Here is a 16,027-nt window from a genome sequence, read left to right as displayed (position 1 = left end):
CGCCCGTTTTTTCCTGCCGTCACGGCTACCTCAATCTACTGCCCTGGCCATGCTGGTTTGCGAACCGATCTCTACCGCAAACTTGCTGTTGAAGGGCAAGTAATAGTTGTAAGCCTCGGCAAAGGCTGTGGCGTCTGAAGAAGACAGCTTGATACCCGCGAGCGACGGATCCGTTGCCGCCCAACTCAAGTCATAGGCGCTGCCCATGGTTTTCTTCAGCACGTCGTTGAACAAGGTCGGCCCCGTGACTTCAAAAATCCTGGTCTGGTACTCATTGAACGTCTTTATCTGCTCGGCGGTAGGGGTTCCCTTCAAGTAAGGGCGATTACCTTCGAGCCATTGCTGATTGCCTTTGAAACGACGGTACAGCTCATCGCTGATATCGCGCAGCACAGGATTATTGGGATGACTTGCAAACACACTGGTGTTGTAGCCAATAAAATCGGTGTCTGCATAGGAAACATGCGAGTTCAATAACACCTGATTACCCGTCGCCTTGAGCTCCACCTCACCGATATTGGCCGTGACCACGTCATCACTGTCCAGGTAAATACCGCCCCGGTGGTTGATCAGCGGGTAACGTAATGCATCACTGGCCGCCGCGTAGTTTTGCCCCGCGCCTTGGCGGAAGAACTGATAAACCTCGCCGGAATCCGATGCCTTGAAGGCTTTGAAAAAGGCATCATCGTTCAAGTTACGCACGTCCAGGTTGCGGCCTTTGCCCTGAAGTTGCGCTTTTATCTGCTCAAACACCTGCGGAGTGTCCGCATCGATATGCACAATGGTTTTATAAGCAGAGGTCTTTTCTGCGTTACTCAGAACAGTGGCGAGCCGATCATCCGGCATGCTGCCGCCCGCCCAGATGTAATTGATCTCCTTGGGGATGGCGGTGGCCGCCTGGGGAATAGGCAGCGCTGCAACGCGCACGGTTCTGATACTGCTGGGCGAAGGCAATGTGTCTTTGACTTTCAAGTATTCCTGTAACGGCCCGGCGCGCCAGTCGTAAGGCCCGGCTCGCCAGAAAACATCACCCAGCGCATCGCCCCGGCCAATTTTACGCCAAGCGCCCAGTTCGGCATCAAACCTGACTTCAGTCGTAAAGTTAGCGAGAAAGGTTATTTGCCCATCCCTCCTCACCACTTGCTCAACCTCGTCCATCGGCAGTTCAACCAGCTTGTAGTCCTGTGACGCAATGCTGTCTCCGCCCCGTAACCCCAAGCGACGCCACTGTTCGTTGCCACCGTTGCCGAACAGGAACTCGGTTGGCCGGTTGGTCTTCGGGTTAATCAGCCGCGCCTGCACACTCCCCGGGCTGCCGGCCTGCGACACCTCGCGAACTTTATAAACCGAGGTTTTCCCCGAGCCGTCCGCGTTGCGAATGTACTGTGCGCCGTCCTCCCCTCGGTAGATACCCTGGCTGTCAGGCGTCAACCCCGCCAACTTCGCTTTACTGACCGCATACTTGTCGAAGTGCACATTATCAACGGCACCCGGCGCAACTGCGGGTGGGCTGACAGGGCGAAAATCCTTGAGCGCCGGGCCATAGGCCGTGCGAGTAGTGACATCGTAGGCATGCCACTTGCCCCGATGACGCTTGGCAATAACCTTCAATCCCTGCGTCGATGCACTCGCCAAACCCATCTCACCTTCGACAACACCCGACATTTTTGCGTAGGCGTTGAGATTGAAACCCTGCCCCTGCAGCCATTTCAGTTCCCTGTGACCGGCCTGCCAGAGCGTTTTGATGCCTTGGGTGGCCCGCAGCCCCAAGCCCCCTAGACCTTCCACCGGGTTCAGACCGCTGAGGGTGGCCCGGAACAGGATGTCAGACGCCTTGAACGCTCGCGTTCCAAGCCGCTCAGTCAATTTGCCAGCCACCTTCGCCGCCGAACCCAGCCCCTTGCCGACTGGCACGACGAAACCAAAGATATCCAGCGCAAAATCGCGCACAGCAGCACCGACGTTTCCGTTGGCGGCATTCTCGATCGCGTTTTTGAGCGGAATCAAACCCGTGACAAAATCATGTCCGGCCTTGATCTGCGCCTCCTCATCTTCCACCGCCGTCGACCCGCGTGCGGCCGCTTTCATCGCTGCTGGGTCATACAGCAGGTGATTGGCCATGACCTCAGCAATCTGGCCGAAGCGAGGATGGTCGGCAGTCGGAACCGCGTCGTCCATCGCCTTTCGGTCCTCGGGCAAGTGCGGCGCATTGAGTTTTTCGGTCAATAAATCATGGGAGTACGTGCTCGGTCGCGGGGCAGTGCCTGAACGGTAAGCCTCGTAGTCCAGCCATTCGCCGATCCCTTTGGCTTGACGGGCTGCATACCCCTCAGGATCCGCCGCTCGGGGCGCTGGATTCGGCGGATTCCTGGGCAGGTCCTCGCGCTTTCGAATGAGCCCCTGCAACGGGAACAACTCATAGGACGCATGCTTGAAGTCGGCATAGGCCCGGCCAGTGTCACGCTTGTCCCTTGGGGTCAGGACCCGCATCCACAAACCGTAGCGCGCCACGGCGGCCTGCGCTTCGGCTTCGGACTCCAGCCCCTCGGCCTGGGCCTCACTGGCCTTGCGCAAGGAAAAAAACTCTACCTGGCCGGACGCGATGGTTTGCCTGTCGCTCAGCGGCAATTGCGAGAGTTGATGCGCAACCAATGTCGTGAGACTCGCCTTCAGGCCACTCACGTATGCATCGAATTGCTCATCGAAGATTTTTCCAACGTCAGGCAGCGGCGTGACCCTGTAATGCCGATTACCCAGGGAAAAATCGTGACGCACCCCTCGCGGGATACGGTCCATTTTGCCGGCCATGTAAATGTCCAGCAGTGAGTGCAGCTCACTCTCGCTGGCATCAATGTGGGTGATGCTGATGTTTGGGACTTCAAAAGAAACATCGTCTCCATAGGCTTTTTTCAGTTCGGCAAGCGCGATGTCTCTTCGGGTGGGCATCGTCGCGGCCAACTGACTTTGCGCCTTTTGCAGCCCGGCCATGGTTTCATTGAAGGCTGTCCGTAACCCATCCAGCTGTTCGGGCGTATACACCCTCTGCGGATTGGCCGGGACTCTGCCCTGGGCAATGCCCCAATCGACCAGCGCCTGCTCCTGGGCGTGACGCTCGACGATTGCCTGAGTCAGCGAGACCGGACCATGGCTCTCACGCGTCATCCACTCGCCAAAAGGAATGCACGCGGCAACACCCGGTATCGCGTGTTCGCTGGCCTCAACCACTGCCGTGAGCCTCATCCAGGCGGGTGACCCCACCACCAGATTGGCGGGCATATCAGGCACAAGAAAGGTCGGTGCCGCGCCCGCGAGCAGCAGCCAGGCCGCCGCAGGAGCCAAGGCGGAGGTGACTTTGCCCTGCGCCACCAAGTGCTGGCTCAATCGCTCCACTACCACGGCCGGGCTTACCCCCCAGTTGGCCGGCGCCAGCAAGTCATACCCGGCCACCTGCCCGCGTTGGCTGCCTGCGTGCGGGTCAAGCTCCAGCACCATCGCTGCCATCGCCCATTGAGCGGCGCTGGAAGGTGTAGCTACGCCGTCGAAAGCCGCCTCGAGTTTTTTCCCCAACGCTTGGACTTCGGGACTTTCAATCATCTGCTCAATCCGCTGCACGACGCCTGCGGGTCGACTTGAATCAACGTGTTTCTCCTGGAAGAGCGCGAACAAACCCTTGCCAGGCGAAACCTCGGCCAGGGTCTGCGAGACCATCGCCTGCAGCCGACGCGTTTGCTCTGCGTCCAGCGCAAGCGGCATGGACAAAAGGCCCCAGTAGTTGCCCCGTTCAGGCGGCTCGGGCAGAGGGTTTGAACTCGCGTAGAGCAGGTCTGCCAGTTGTTCCGGGGTGTGTGGAACATTCAAGCCGGACTCCCTTAGAAACCAGGCCACCGGCACTTGCGAAGCAGGCTCAAGCCGATTTTCGCGTCCAAACGTTGAAAGGGCATCGGCAGGCATCATCTGACGGTCCAACAAGGTTGCAACCTTCAGGCTCGGGTTTTCCAGCGCGGCCTTTTGCACCGCCCCCAAGGCCGTTATCAGGCTCTGCGTGTTGCGGGTATTGCCAAGCCGTTCTCTCGCTTCATCCAGGCTCTGTTCAGAGCTAGACAGTGACCTTTGCAGCGAGCGCCCAGGGTTTACCTGCACGGCTGCGGGTGGCGAGCTTGAATCATGGATTTGGATGGGTTCGCGCTGATGCCCTTCCCGAGGCAGGGGCGACTGAAGTTCAGGGCGAGATTGGCCAGGGAGGACGGTTGTAGGAATGGTGCGCATGAATTGCCCCTCACAGGCCCGTCGAGAGCGGGCCAAGGTTAGGAAAGGCCGGAGAGAGTTCCGGAATAACCTGAGTGCAATTTGGGGAAAAATCGGCGAGACGAAAATTTTAGAAGCTGTTTCACCCAGCCAAAACGGCATGGAATAGGTCAGTCACGGCGCCACCCGCTCACGCCGCATCCACCGCTCGAACGCCAGGGCATTCAACGGTCGGCTGATGAGATAGCCCTGGGCCGTGTCGCAGTTCCACTGTTTGAGCAACTTGAGACTAGGCTCGAACTCCACCCCTTCGGCCACCACCTTGAGCCCTAGGTTGTGGCTCATTTCGATGGTGGAGCGCACGATCACGCCGTCGCCCGTGGCGCTGTCGAGGTTGCGCACGAACGACTGGTCGATCTTCAACTCCTGCACCGGCAGGCGCTGCAATTGCGCGAGTGAGGAGTAGCCGGTGCCGAAGTCATCCACCGACAGGCTGATGCCACACCCGCGCAATTGCTCCAGCACGCTGAGGGCCTGCTGCGGGTTGTGCATGATCGCGCTTTCGGTGATCTCGAAAATCAGCTGCTGGGCGGGCACCTGGTAGTGCGCCAGCAAGGTGGTGACGCGGGTCGCCAGGTCATCATCGGCCAAGTCGTCCACCGAAATATTCACCGACAACTGAATCGACAGGCCGCGCTGCGCCCATTCGCCGATCTGGCGGATCGCTTCTTCGATCACCCACAAGGTCAGGCCACCCATGCTGCCGGTGCGTTCGGCCAGGGGGATGAACTCGGCGGGCGACACCAGCCCCAGCGTCGGATGCTGCCAGCGCAGCAAGGCTTCGGCCTGGCATACATGGCCGTGCTGCAGGTCGAGTTTGGGCTGGTAACACAGGTACAACTCGCGTTCGACGACCGCACGGCGCAGGTCGCGGATCAGGCTGATCTGGCGTTGGTGGGCAAGATCACGGTCCTGTTGGTAGATCTGCAGATAGCCCGGCAGCGTCGTGGCATCGTGACGCGCAATCGCGGCGCGACTGATCAACTCTTCCACCTGCTGGCCGTCGGCGGGGTACGCGGCGATGCCGATGCTGACCTCGTGGCGCACCTCGTCATTGCCGATGCGCTGGGGTTCGGTGAGCAGCGCGTAGAGGCGGTCGGCGCGGGTCACGGCGCGGTCGACTTCGGTGTTTTCCAGCAACAACAGAAATTCGCTGCCGGTGATGCGCGCCGCGGTATCGCTGGCCAGCAGGCTCATGGACAAACACCGGCTGGCTTCACGCATCATCTCCTCCACGCCCTCGGGGCCGAAGCCTTCGTTGATCACCCGGTAGTTCTCGATGCCCAAGTACAGCAACACCACCGGCCGCCGCGCACTGATCGCGCTGCCCAGGCGCTCCATCGCCAGCGCTCGGTTGGGTAGACCGGTGAGTGGGTCGTGCAGGGCGTTGTGGGCCAGTTGCCGCTCGCGCACGGCGATGCCGCTTTGCATGGCATTGAAGGCACGGGCCAGCAGGCCGAATTCATCATGGCTGCGCACTCGCACCGGCGTACGGTAATCCCCGGCACCAATGCGCCCGGCCGCCTCCACCAATGCATTGAGCGGGCGCGACACCCGACGCGCCAGGAACAACGCGCCGGCCAACGACACCACCAGCACCGCCAGGGCAATCCCGAGGAATTGCCGGTCGAGCGGCGCAAACGATTCCAGCGCGTGGTCCAGCGGGCTTTGCAGCAATACGCGCACCTCGTCGCCGTCGCGGGTGTTGGCCAGCGGCAACACTTGGCTGAGCACGCGCTGACCGTAAAACAGGTGGATCTGCGGTTCCGGGTTCAGTGGCGCCCCGTGCAGCAGACTCAGGGTGGCGGCCTGATAAGCGTCAGGCTGGGTGCTAAACAGTGGACCCGGCTTGCCATCCTGCACGCTGAGGAACGACACCTCCAGATTGCTCATGGAGCGCAGTTCATGGGCGAACAGTTGGTCCATGGGAAAGCCCATGACAATCCGCGCGATGGGCATCGGGTCGAAGACCTCATCCTGCACCAGCAAGTAAGGCCGCCCGTCCAGGGCGACGATCAGCATTTGCAGGCCACTGCGCCGCGCACGGCGCAAGGCATCGTCATACGGGAAAGACTGGCCACGCGTGAGAGCAGGCAAGGTACTGACCATGACCCGACCCTCCAGGCCCAGCACAAACACCTCACTGGAACGGATGCCCGTTCCATGTCGACGCAACGCCGCCAGAATCGGCACGGTCTTGCCCTCGGCCACCGCTTGCTTGAACGGGCCATCGACGGTGAGCCAGTCGAGACCGTATTGCAGGCGACGCCCGCGCAGGTCCAGCAAGCGCTCGAACACCTGGGTCCCGGTTTTCAATTGGACTTGCGCCTGATTCTCCACCGCACGGGCGGTGGCGGCCTTCACGGCGAAGTAAGTGGCGGCGACGACCACCAGCAGCAACAGCGCCAGCACCCCGGCAATCCGGGTTTGGAACGTATGGCGCCAGGCCATTGCAGTGCCCTCTGGCAGCGTTCGCCTCTTTCTGCCACTACGTCCTTTTGTCATGTGCATTCCTTGCGACAGCTGACCCGGCGTCAAAAAAATATCCATTTGGATGGAATATTTGGTTTAAGCAGATTAGCTGGGACAAGGCATAAGTGCACCCAATAAAACCTGGGATTTTACTGTCACTTTATTGGCGGCAGTGGCTTGGCTTGGTCAAACACAGCGCGCCCGCATGAAATCCCCCCACCTGCGTACCAGGTAGTTGTGTTCATCCATCACCGAGTTCCACACCGCGATATGCCCCATGCGCTGTTCATAAGAACCACCATCGCGCACCTCACCAACATCAATCAGCGGCAACCCATCGCTGCCCAGCAACTCCTCCCGTGCAGGCTTGCCGGCGTACCAGTAATCCCACTCCGCAGCGCTCAGGTGATCACGGCTGCGCGCCGGGTTGCCGATGTAGTAACCCTGGCGGGCCATGACCGCGCCGGGCCAGCCGGACAGCCACCAATTGAGGTAGGCATAGGCTGCATCCAGCACCGGGCCTTTGGCATGACGCGACAGTGACAACCCACCAAACCAGGCACGATAGCCCTCGCGGGGCACCGCCAGGCGGTATTTCACGCCGGCGCGGTGCAGGCGCATCAGGGTTGGCGACCACAGGCTCTGGATATCGACGTTCGGGCTGAGCATCAACTGCGCCGCCTCTTCATCGTCCGACCAGAACGCGGCAAAGTGCCCTTCCTTTTGCTTGCGTACCAGGATGTCGGCCAGCACATCGATCTCTTCGATGCTCATGTTGCCGATGTCGTTGAAGTGCGCCAGCCCCGCGCCCTGCACCGCCAACGCCGCATCCAGCGCACCGATGGCGGCGTCGCTTTGCAGTGCCGTGCGGGCACGCCAGGCCGGGTCCAGCAGCCACCCCCAGCTTTCGTTGCCGTGGCAAAAACCCTCGGGCAGGCGCTCGGGGCGGTAGGCAAAACTGTCCGCGTTGTGGGTCAGGGGCAGCATGCTGATGCGTTCGGTGACGGTGCTGCCCAGGCTGCCATCGTGCTGCACGAACAACCGCTCACTGGGCACACTGCCGCTGCCCAGCCGGTCGTTGGGTGACAGGCGACCGCGCTTGGGCAAGTCGTTGATCTCGTGCCACAGCGCGATGCGCCGAGTGTCGATGGGCTGGATCGCCCGGGCCGGCCACACGAAGTCGACGTTGTGAAACCACTGGTCGTAGAGGTCGTAGCTGTCGGGCTGCATCACCGCAATGCGCTGGGCTTGTTCGACATCATGCACCTGATACACCAAGCGAATGCCCAGCTCCTGCTCGGCGCGTACGCGCAGGGTTTCAAGCAAGGTGACCGAGGTACCGAGGACACGCAGTGTGATCATTGGGCGAACCGTCGCGAGAACACATCAAAGGAGCGGCGCAACAGGGCCGGGTCCAGGCCCCGCAGGATAAACACCAGGCGCGATTGCCGGTCGGTGCCCGGCCACGCAGGCAAGTGCACCGGAGCATGCAGGCAGTGCTGCACGCCATGAATGACGATGGGGGCGTTGCTGGCGTTCACGTTGAGCAGTCCTTTGACGCGAAGGATTCGTTCGCCGTGGCATCTTAACAGCATCGACAGCCACACCCCGAAGCCCACCCAGTCCAGCGGCTGGTCGAACGTCAGGCTGCACACTTGCGCCGCACCGTGGGTGGCGGTGGCGGTTTGATGCAGTTGCCAACGGCTGACTTCCACCGCAGGCTCGGCGCTGCGCAGGCCTTCGCCGAGCAGCAACTGGTCGCCGCTGTGAATGTCATGGGTATCGAGGATCGGCGTGCCGGCGTTGAGGGCCTGCAAGTGCGCACGCAGTGGCTCGCAGTCGCCCGCCAGGTCGGTCTTGCTCAGCAGCAAACGGTCGGCCGCCGCCACCTGGGCCAGCCATTCCGGGTGCAGGCGCTCTTGCAGGGCCGCGTGGCTGGCGTCGACCAAGGTGATCACCAGGCCGACATGAAAACGCCCACGCAATTGCACATCGTTGTTCAGGGTGGCGAGGATCGGCGCCGGATCGGCCAGGCCGGTGGTTTCCAGGATCACCCGTTTGAACGCGGGTATTTCGCCTCGCTCGCGGCGTTGCAACAGGCCGAGCAACGCGTCCTTGAGCTCGCCACGGATCGAGCAACAGATACAGCCGCTGGGCAGCAGCACGGTGTCCGGGGCGACTTCTTCCACCAGCAGATGGTCGATGCCGACGTCACCGAATTCGTTGATCAACAACGCCGTGTCGCCGAGGCTTTCACCTTGCAGCAGGCGCTTGAGCAAGGTGGTCTTGCCGCTGCCGAGGAAGCCGGTGATGACATTTAGAGCAATGCTCATATTTACCTCCGCCCCCTGTAGGAGCGAGCTTGCTCGCGCCTACAGGGGGGTGTTTTCCAGGTGGTCAAGTAGACGCGGGTCGAGGGGATCCAATGGGCGGCCGAGCATGGTTTCGGCTGCCTGCCAGAGTTGATCCAAGCCGCTCGCCAACGCCTGTTTACCGGTGGCACCCAACAGCAAGTACGAGGCGCCTTGGAAGTCCTCGACCTTGAGCCGGAACACCGCCAGCACCTGGTTGATCGCGGCGATACGGCGCAGGCGCTCGCGGCGGCGGGGCAATTCGTCGCCCAAGGGGTCGCTCCAGTGCAGGTCTTCGCCGAGCAATCCGCAGAGTCCGCACATGGCTACACCTCACTCATGGCATGACATCGCCGGAGTTCGGGCCCAGGGTCTGGCCGACGAACAGGTTACCGCCCGGTTCGCTGGCGAGCAGCACCGCGGTGGGTGCGACTTCGTCGGCCAGGCCGAAGCGGCCCAACGGCAGTTCGGCGGCCTTGGCGCGCTTCCAGTCGTCGCTGATGCCGCCGACCAACGGGGTTTCAATCGGGCCTGGGGCAATGGCGTTGACCAGCACGTTGTCCTTGGCCACTTCCAGCGCCAGGGACTTGGTAAACCCGATCACCCCAGCCTTGGCCGCCGCGTAGTGAGTCAGTTCGGCGCCGCCCTTGATGCCCAGTTGCGAGGCCACATTGATGATCCGCCCCCAGCGCTGTGCAACCATGTGGGGCAATGCGCGCTGGCTGGCGACGAACACACTGGTGAGGTCGACGCGCAGCATGTCGTTCCACATCTCGATGGACAGATCAACGCAGCGCGCCTGGGTGAGCATGCCGGCGTTGTTGACCAAAATGTCGATGCCACCGAAGTGTTCGACGCAACGGTCGACACTGGCTTGAGCGCCTTCGACCGTGCCGACATCGGCCAGGCATTCAAAGACCTCGGCACCGAGGTTGCGGCAGGTGATTGCAGTTTCGGCGAGGCTGGCGGCATTGCGATCGGCCAATAACAAACGCGCGCCTTCAACAGCGTAGGCGCGAGCGATGGCGGCACCGATGCCGCTGCCGGCGCCGGTGATGACGGCCCGGCGGTTAGTCAGTTGGTTCATGCAAAAACTCCTGGAAAAATCCACTTGCAATGTGGGAGGGGGCTTGCTCCCTCCCACATTTTGATCGAGTACACCTGTTAGTCAGGCCAGCGCACGGTCAGGCCGCCGTCGATAACGATGCTCTGCCCGGTGAGGTAGCTCGACGCCTCACTGGTCAAGAACTGCACCAGCGACGCCACTTCATCCGCGCGCCCTACCCGCCCCAACGGAATCGCCCGCGCCGCTTTCGCCAAGCCTTCGGGCCCCAGCGAGTTCTTCGCATCCAGCGACTGCGGCGTCTCGATCAAGCCTGGGATCACCGCATTGCAGCGAATGCCCAGGCCCGCCAATTCCACTGCCAGCGACCGGCACAAACCCGGCACACCGGCCTTGGCGGCGGCGTAGTGCGAGTGCTCCTGCCAGCCATACACGCCACCGGCAATCGAGGAAATCGCCACCAGCGCGCCGCCCTCCTTCATATGCCGCGTGGCCGCACGGAAGGTGCGCATCACCCCGGTGAGGTCGACGTTGAGCATCTCGTCCCACAGTACATCGGTCATCTCCAGCAGCGGTGCGCGGCGCAGCAAACCGGCGTTGGCGACCGCATAGTCCAGCCGGCCGAAATGCTGCACGGCCTGGGCGGCCAGGGCGTCCACCGAAGCGCTATCACCAACGTCCAGCGGCAACATCAGGCACTCGCCGCCGGCCTGTTCCACCAGGGCAACGGTGGTCTGTGGATCATGGGGGTCGGCCGGGTAATACCCGCCGACCACCGCCACGCCAACCCGTGCATAGGCCACGGCGAGGGCTTGGCCGATGCCGCTGGCGGCGCCGGTAATCAAGGCAACTTTACGGCTCATCAAACACTCCTTACTGAACGGTTTCCGGACGCACGTGGCGTGCGGCAAACATCAACATGCCGGACAGGAAGCACGGCACTGCGCCAAACCACAGCGCGGCGGTCTGCCAGTCGCTGCCGGCGGACAACACTTGGGTGGCACCAAAGCCTGCGACCACTGCGCCAATCGGGCCCATCGCATGGATGATCGCGCCACCGGTGGCACGGATGCTGGTGGGGAAACTTTCGCTGATGAAGAACAACGCCGCCGAGTACGGCCCGATCAGGAAGAACAGGCCCAGGCTGTACAGCCCGACCACCATCGCCATGTTGCTCGGGCCAAACAGCATGCCGGCGAACGCCAGGCCGCCGAGCATCCAGCCCAGGCCGATCACATTGCGGCGACCGATTTTGTCGCCCATCCAGCCGTGGCTGAGGTAACCGCAGTAACCCACCAGGTTCGACAGCACCAGGATGATCAGCGAGTTCTCGAACGAGATGTGGTGCACGCTGACGATCACCGAAGTACCCAACACGCTGAACACCTGGATCGCCGCCCAGTTGAGCAGCAGCGCGGCGCCGATCACCAGCGTGGCGCGGCGGGCCGGGCCACGGAACGCCGCTTTAAGGCCGGCCTTGCTGTGTTCGTCGTAATCCACGCCGTAGGTCACGGCGACGTTCTGCGCGTCCTTTACCGCGCCGCTTTTACGCAGCTCGCTGATGCGCTGGTGGATCTGGAACTGCGGGCTCTCCTTGAGCTTGCGCGCCATGATTGCGATCACCACCGCCGGGATTGCGGCGAAGATGAAGCAGCCCTGCCAGCCAATGATCGGCAGCAGCAACGCGGTCAACCCGGCGGCGATCAACGCACCGACCGGCCAGCCGCCCTGCACCAGGCTGTAGATGAACCCGCGACGCTTGGTCAGGCGCGGGTCTTGCGATGCGCCATACAGTTCGGTCAGATAGGTGGCGTTGACCGTTTCCTCGGCATACCCCAGGCCACCCAGCGAACGGATCAGAATCAGCGGCGACTTGCCCCACGCGCCGCCGATCGCCGTCAGCGCCGAGCACAGCGCAGAACCGGCCACGGTGAAAATAATCCCTTTGCGGCGCCCCAATTTATCGACGATAGGGCCGATGGCCAGGGCGACCACGGCGGTACCCACCGCCACCCACGTCGCGATTTCAGCTTGCTCCACTTCACCCCAGCCAAAGTGTCGGCCGATCTCCGGCAACAGCGTGCCGAACAGGATGAAGTCGTACACCGCAAACACCCAGGCGAAAAACGCGATCCAGGTGGCGAAGCGCACTTCCTGGGACGTCAGTTGCCGGGGTTTCCAGCCAGTCAGGTCAAGCTTGTTGTAGATGGACATAAATCGCGCCTCAAGGGTGGGGGCTGAAGGTCAGGTACGCGGTTGGCGGCGGATAAAGTCATCGGCGATTTCGTCGAAGGTGACGAAGCGCACGCCGGCATGGCTCTGGATGTGTTCGATCAAACGCTCAAGCATCAACAGCACTTGCGGGCGGCCGGACACGTCGGGGTGGATGGTCATGGTGAACACCGCGTGTTCGTGTTCGCGGTAGACCCAATCGAACTGGTCGCGCCACATTTCTTCGAGGTGGCGCGGGTTGACGAAGCCGTGGCTGTTGGGGGCTTTCTTGATGAACATCATCGGCGGCAGATCGTCCAGGTACCAGTTGGCCGGGATCTCTACCAAGTCGGTTTCTTCGCCGCGCACCAGGGGTTTCATCCAGGTGTCGGGGTGCTGGCTGTAGTCGATCTTGGTCCAGGTGTCGCCCTTGCGCACGTAGTACGGATGGAAGTCGTTGTGCATCAGGCTGTGGTCGTACTTGATGCCTTTTTTGAGCAGCAGTTCGTTGGTGACCTTGCTGAATTCCCACCATGGGGCGACATAGCCAGTGGGGCGTTTGCCAGTGACCTGGGTGATCAGCTCGATGGATTTATCGAGGACGATTTCTTCCTGCTCGGCGGTCATCGCAATCGGGTTTTCGTGGCTGTAGCCATGCACGCCGATTTCGTGACCCGCGTCGGCCACGGCCTTCATTTGCTCGGGAAAGGTTTCCATCGAGTGGCCGGGGATAAACCAGGTGGTGCGCAGGCCGTAGCGTTCGAACAATTTGAGCAGGCGCGGCGCGCCGATTTCACCGGCGAACAGGCCGCGGGAAATGTCGTCGGGCGAGTCTTCACCGCCGTAGGAGCCGAGCCAGCCGGCGACGGCGTCAACGTCGACGCCAAATGCACAGAGAATGTCTTTAGCCATGATGTGTCTCCTTAAACGTTAAGTACGGATTCGACGGACAAGGCCGCACGCAGCAAGCGTGCGTCCTCCCCCGTCGGGGCGCTGAGCAGCAGCCCGGTGGGCAGGCCCTGGGCATCGCGGCCGCTGGGCAGGCTGACGCCTGGCATATCCAGCAGACTGCCGGGCATGGTCAGGCGCAGGGTGGCGAGGTTGGTGCTGATGAACAGGTCGTCGTCGACTTCCAGCGGTGCCAGTGGCGGCGCGACGTGGGCCACGGTAGGCGTGATCAGGACCGCGCCGTCGAGGTCGTCGAGCAGTTGCTGTTGCAGGCGGCTGCGCGCAGAGGTCAAGTGGATAAGTTGGCTGGCCGGCAGCGCGCGGGCGGCTTCGAGGCGACGGCGCACGCGGGGGTCGAGTTGCTCGGCATCGGCGCTGTCGAGCAAGGCTTGGTGCTGGGCGAAGGCTTCGAAGGAACCGAGCCAGCCATGCTGTTTGATCAGGTCCAGGGTGGCCTGGAAGGTCGGGCATTCACGTTCTTCGATCAGCGCACCTTGGGCCTTGAGTTGCTCCACGGCGCGCAGCAGGTTGTCGCGCACAGCGGGCTCAACGTCCTGTTGCGCCAACACAAAGCGCTGGCCCTTGAGGCTGCGGGCGCTGTGGGTGTGGCTGCGACCGTGGAGCAGGTCGTCGATGGCCAGCGCATCGCGCACGCTGCGGGTCAGCGGGCCCAGGCTGTCGAGGGTGTGCGCCAGAGGGAATACGCCATCGCGGCTGTAGCGTCGGCTGCTGCTGCGATACCCCACCAGGCCATTGAGCGCCGCAGGGATGCGGATGGAGCCAGCGGTGTCGGTGCCCATGGCGATCGGCACGATGCCGGCGGCCACGGCCACGGCCGAACCCGAGGACGAGCCGCCAGGAATACGCGCTTTGTCCGTGCCATGAGGATTGTGCGGCGTGCCGAAATGCGGGTTCAAGCCCAGGCCGGAATAGGCCAGTTCGCTGAGGTTGGTCTTGCCGACGCTGACCATCCCGGCGCGGCACAGCAGGCCCACGCTCGGTGCGTCGAGCAAGGCGCCAGGCGCATGGCGGCGGTAAGCGGCGCCAGCGGTGGTGATGCTGCCGGCCACGTCGAACAGGTCTTTCCAGGCCAGGGGCACGCCATCGAACAGGCTCAACGGTTGCCCGGCACGCCAGCGGGCGGCAGATGCTTCGGCTTCTCGACGCGCGCGCTCAGTGGTCAGCGAGATGAATACACTGGCCGACCGGCTTGCTTGGTCGAGTGCCTGTTCGAGGGCTTGCACTGGATCGCTGTGACCGCTGGCGAAATCCTCGGCCATTGACGTGGCGTCTGACATCGAAGGAAACCTCATAAAACGTACATATTAATAAAATGTACGTTTTACAAAGGCAGCTTTCGTGCCAGTCTTTGCGCAACGGGTTGGCGGTGATAAAGGTTTTATCCCAAGACCTGCGGGATAGATGACTTTTTAGTAAGCAAATAAATCTTGCGCAGTCGGGCCGATGAGCCCCAAATGAAATAATGTATCTTTTATTAATAAGTACATTTTGGTGCAGAAAAGTAACATTCTCCTGAATGGGGCCCCATAAAAGTGCCGCTGACGTAGCGCGGAGTGACAGGCGCATCTATGAGAGAATCCCCGGCCACCGTCCTACGTGTCCCAGAACGCTTTAACTCAGAGAACGCGATGAAAGCAGTGTCCGCCTCGGCTTCCCGTTACGCGATGATTCACCAGGTGTTGCGTGACGCGATCGTCAACGGTACCGCCCGCCACGGGCTCGTCCTGCTGGAGGCGCCGCTGGCCGAACTGTTTGGCACCAGCCGCGTGCCGGTGCGCAAGGCGCTGGACTTGCTGCATGCCGAAGGCTTGATCTGCCGCTTCAACGGCCGGGGTTACCTGATCAACCCCGAAGGCCTGGCCTTGGAGCCGCTGCGCCTGCCCCTGAGCCATGCGCACCTGGGCCTGAACGGTGAGGCGGAACTGGTGGACACGCGGCCATTGGGCGAGCGCATCGTCGATGAGATCGGCGCGGCGCTGTCCACCTGCATCGCCTTCGGCCATTACCGCCTGGACGAACAGGCCGCCGCCGAGCACTACGGCGTCAGCCGCGCAGTGGTACGTGAAGCGCTGATGCGCCTGCGCGACCGTGGCCTGGTGGAAAAAGAGCCCTACTCCCAATGGCTGGCCGGGCCGTTGACCGCCCGGGAAGTCACCGAAGACTACGAACTGCGCGCCTGCCTGGAACCCGAAGCCTTGCGCCAAAGCGCTCCGGGCCTCGACCGCGAGATGCTCGAAGCCATGTTGCAACGGGTGCTGGTTGCGCAGGACGGCCCCGAATGCAGCCTCGAAGCCATCGAGCAAATCGAAGAGGACTTGCACCAGCGTTGCCTGGCCGGCCTGCAGAATCGCAAGATCGCGGCGCTGATTCGCCAGGGCCAGAGCCCGATGATCATCAGCCGGATTTTCTACCGTTTGCTAGGGATCGGCGCGGACCCGGCGATGCTCGCTGAACACCGCTTGATTCTGGAACTGCTGCTGCATGGCGCATTTGACGCCGCAGCGCTGAATTTGCGCGAGCACCTGCAACGGGCACGTCAGCGGATGCTGCAACGTTTGAAAGTGCTCTCGGTGCTGCCCGAGCAGCCGCTGCCTTCCTACCTGCACAAAATCAGCTGATTCAACATGGACCACATGCGGGAGGGGATTGCCCTCCC

Annotated in this window: 11 protein-coding genes; 1 reads left to right on the top strand and 10 read right to left on the bottom strand. The window is 62.1% G+C overall.

Annotated features, from left to right (window positions below):
- Positions 1 to 30: 30 nt before the first annotated feature.
- The 10 genes from PspS35_RS06040 to PspS35_RS05995 form a co-directional block, all read right to left on the bottom strand.
- Entirely contained in the window at positions 31 to 4,266 is a 4,236-nt protein-coding gene (locus tag PspS35_RS06040) for a glycosyltransferase (protein WP_159933160.1), read from the bottom strand.
- Between the two features lie 153 nt (positions 4,267 to 4,419).
- Positions 4,420 to 6,756 carry a bifunctional diguanylate cyclase/phosphodiesterase gene (locus tag PspS35_RS06035; RefSeq protein ID WP_159937989.1) on the bottom strand — a complete coding sequence of 779 codons (2,337 nt, stop codon included), beginning with the start codon at positions 6,754 to 6,756 and terminating at the stop codon, positions 4,420 to 4,422.
- 207 nt (positions 6,757 to 6,963) lie between these two features.
- Positions 6,964 to 8,139, bottom strand: coding sequence for an extracellular solute-binding protein (locus PspS35_RS06030; protein WP_159933159.1), 1,176 nt, complete (start codon positions 8,137 to 8,139; stop codon positions 6,964 to 6,966).
- Positions 8,136 to 9,110, bottom strand: coding sequence for a GTP-binding protein (locus PspS35_RS06025; protein WP_159933158.1), 975 nt, complete (start codon positions 9,108 to 9,110; stop codon positions 8,136 to 8,138). Before PspS35_RS06025 ends, PspS35_RS06030 begins: the two co-directional genes overlap by 4 nt.
- A gap of 39 nt (positions 9,111 to 9,149) precedes the next feature.
- Complete coding sequence (locus PspS35_RS06020; protein WP_065938646.1) at positions 9,150 to 9,452, bottom strand: hypothetical protein; 303 nt, start codon at positions 9,450 to 9,452, stop codon at positions 9,150 to 9,152.
- Positions 9,453 to 9,465: 13 nt separating this feature from the next.
- Positions 9,466 to 10,215, bottom strand: a complete 750-nt coding sequence (locus tag PspS35_RS06015; RefSeq protein WP_158878094.1) for an SDR family NAD(P)-dependent oxidoreductase — start codon at positions 10,213 to 10,215, stop codon at positions 9,466 to 9,468.
- 77 nt (positions 10,216 to 10,292) lie between these two features.
- Positions 10,293 to 11,054 carry an SDR family NAD(P)-dependent oxidoreductase gene (locus tag PspS35_RS06010; RefSeq protein WP_159933157.1) on the bottom strand — a complete coding sequence of 254 codons (762 nt, stop codon included), beginning with the start codon at positions 11,052 to 11,054 and terminating at the stop codon, positions 10,293 to 10,295.
- A gap of 10 nt (positions 11,055 to 11,064) precedes the next feature.
- Positions 11,065 to 12,405, bottom strand: coding sequence for an MFS transporter (locus tag PspS35_RS06005; protein ID WP_159933156.1), 1,341 nt, complete (start codon positions 12,403 to 12,405; stop codon positions 11,065 to 11,067).
- Positions 12,406 to 12,435: 30 nt separating this feature from the next.
- Positions 12,436 to 13,314, bottom strand: coding sequence for a polysaccharide deacetylase (locus PspS35_RS06000; protein ID WP_003210406.1), 879 nt, complete (start codon positions 13,312 to 13,314; stop codon positions 12,436 to 12,438).
- A gap of 11 nt (positions 13,315 to 13,325) precedes the next feature.
- A complete protein-coding gene (locus PspS35_RS05995; RefSeq protein ID WP_159933155.1) occupies positions 13,326 to 14,648 on the bottom strand; it encodes an amidase in 1,323 nt (440 codons plus the stop codon).
- 351 nt (positions 14,649 to 14,999) lie between these two features.
- On the opposite strand from PspS35_RS05995, the gene PspS35_RS05990 reads away from it, so the two are divergent.
- Positions 15,000 to 15,989, top strand: coding sequence for a GntR family transcriptional regulator (locus tag PspS35_RS05990; RefSeq protein WP_159933154.1), 990 nt, complete (start codon positions 15,000 to 15,002; stop codon positions 15,987 to 15,989).
- Positions 15,990 to 16,027 lie beyond the last annotated feature (38 nt).

This window comes from Pseudomonas sp. S35 (assembly GCF_009866765.1).
Taxonomy (GTDB): Bacteria; Pseudomonadota; Gammaproteobacteria; order Pseudomonadales; family Pseudomonadaceae; genus Aquipseudomonas.
This window is presented reverse-complemented; position numbering and strand designations above follow the sequence as displayed.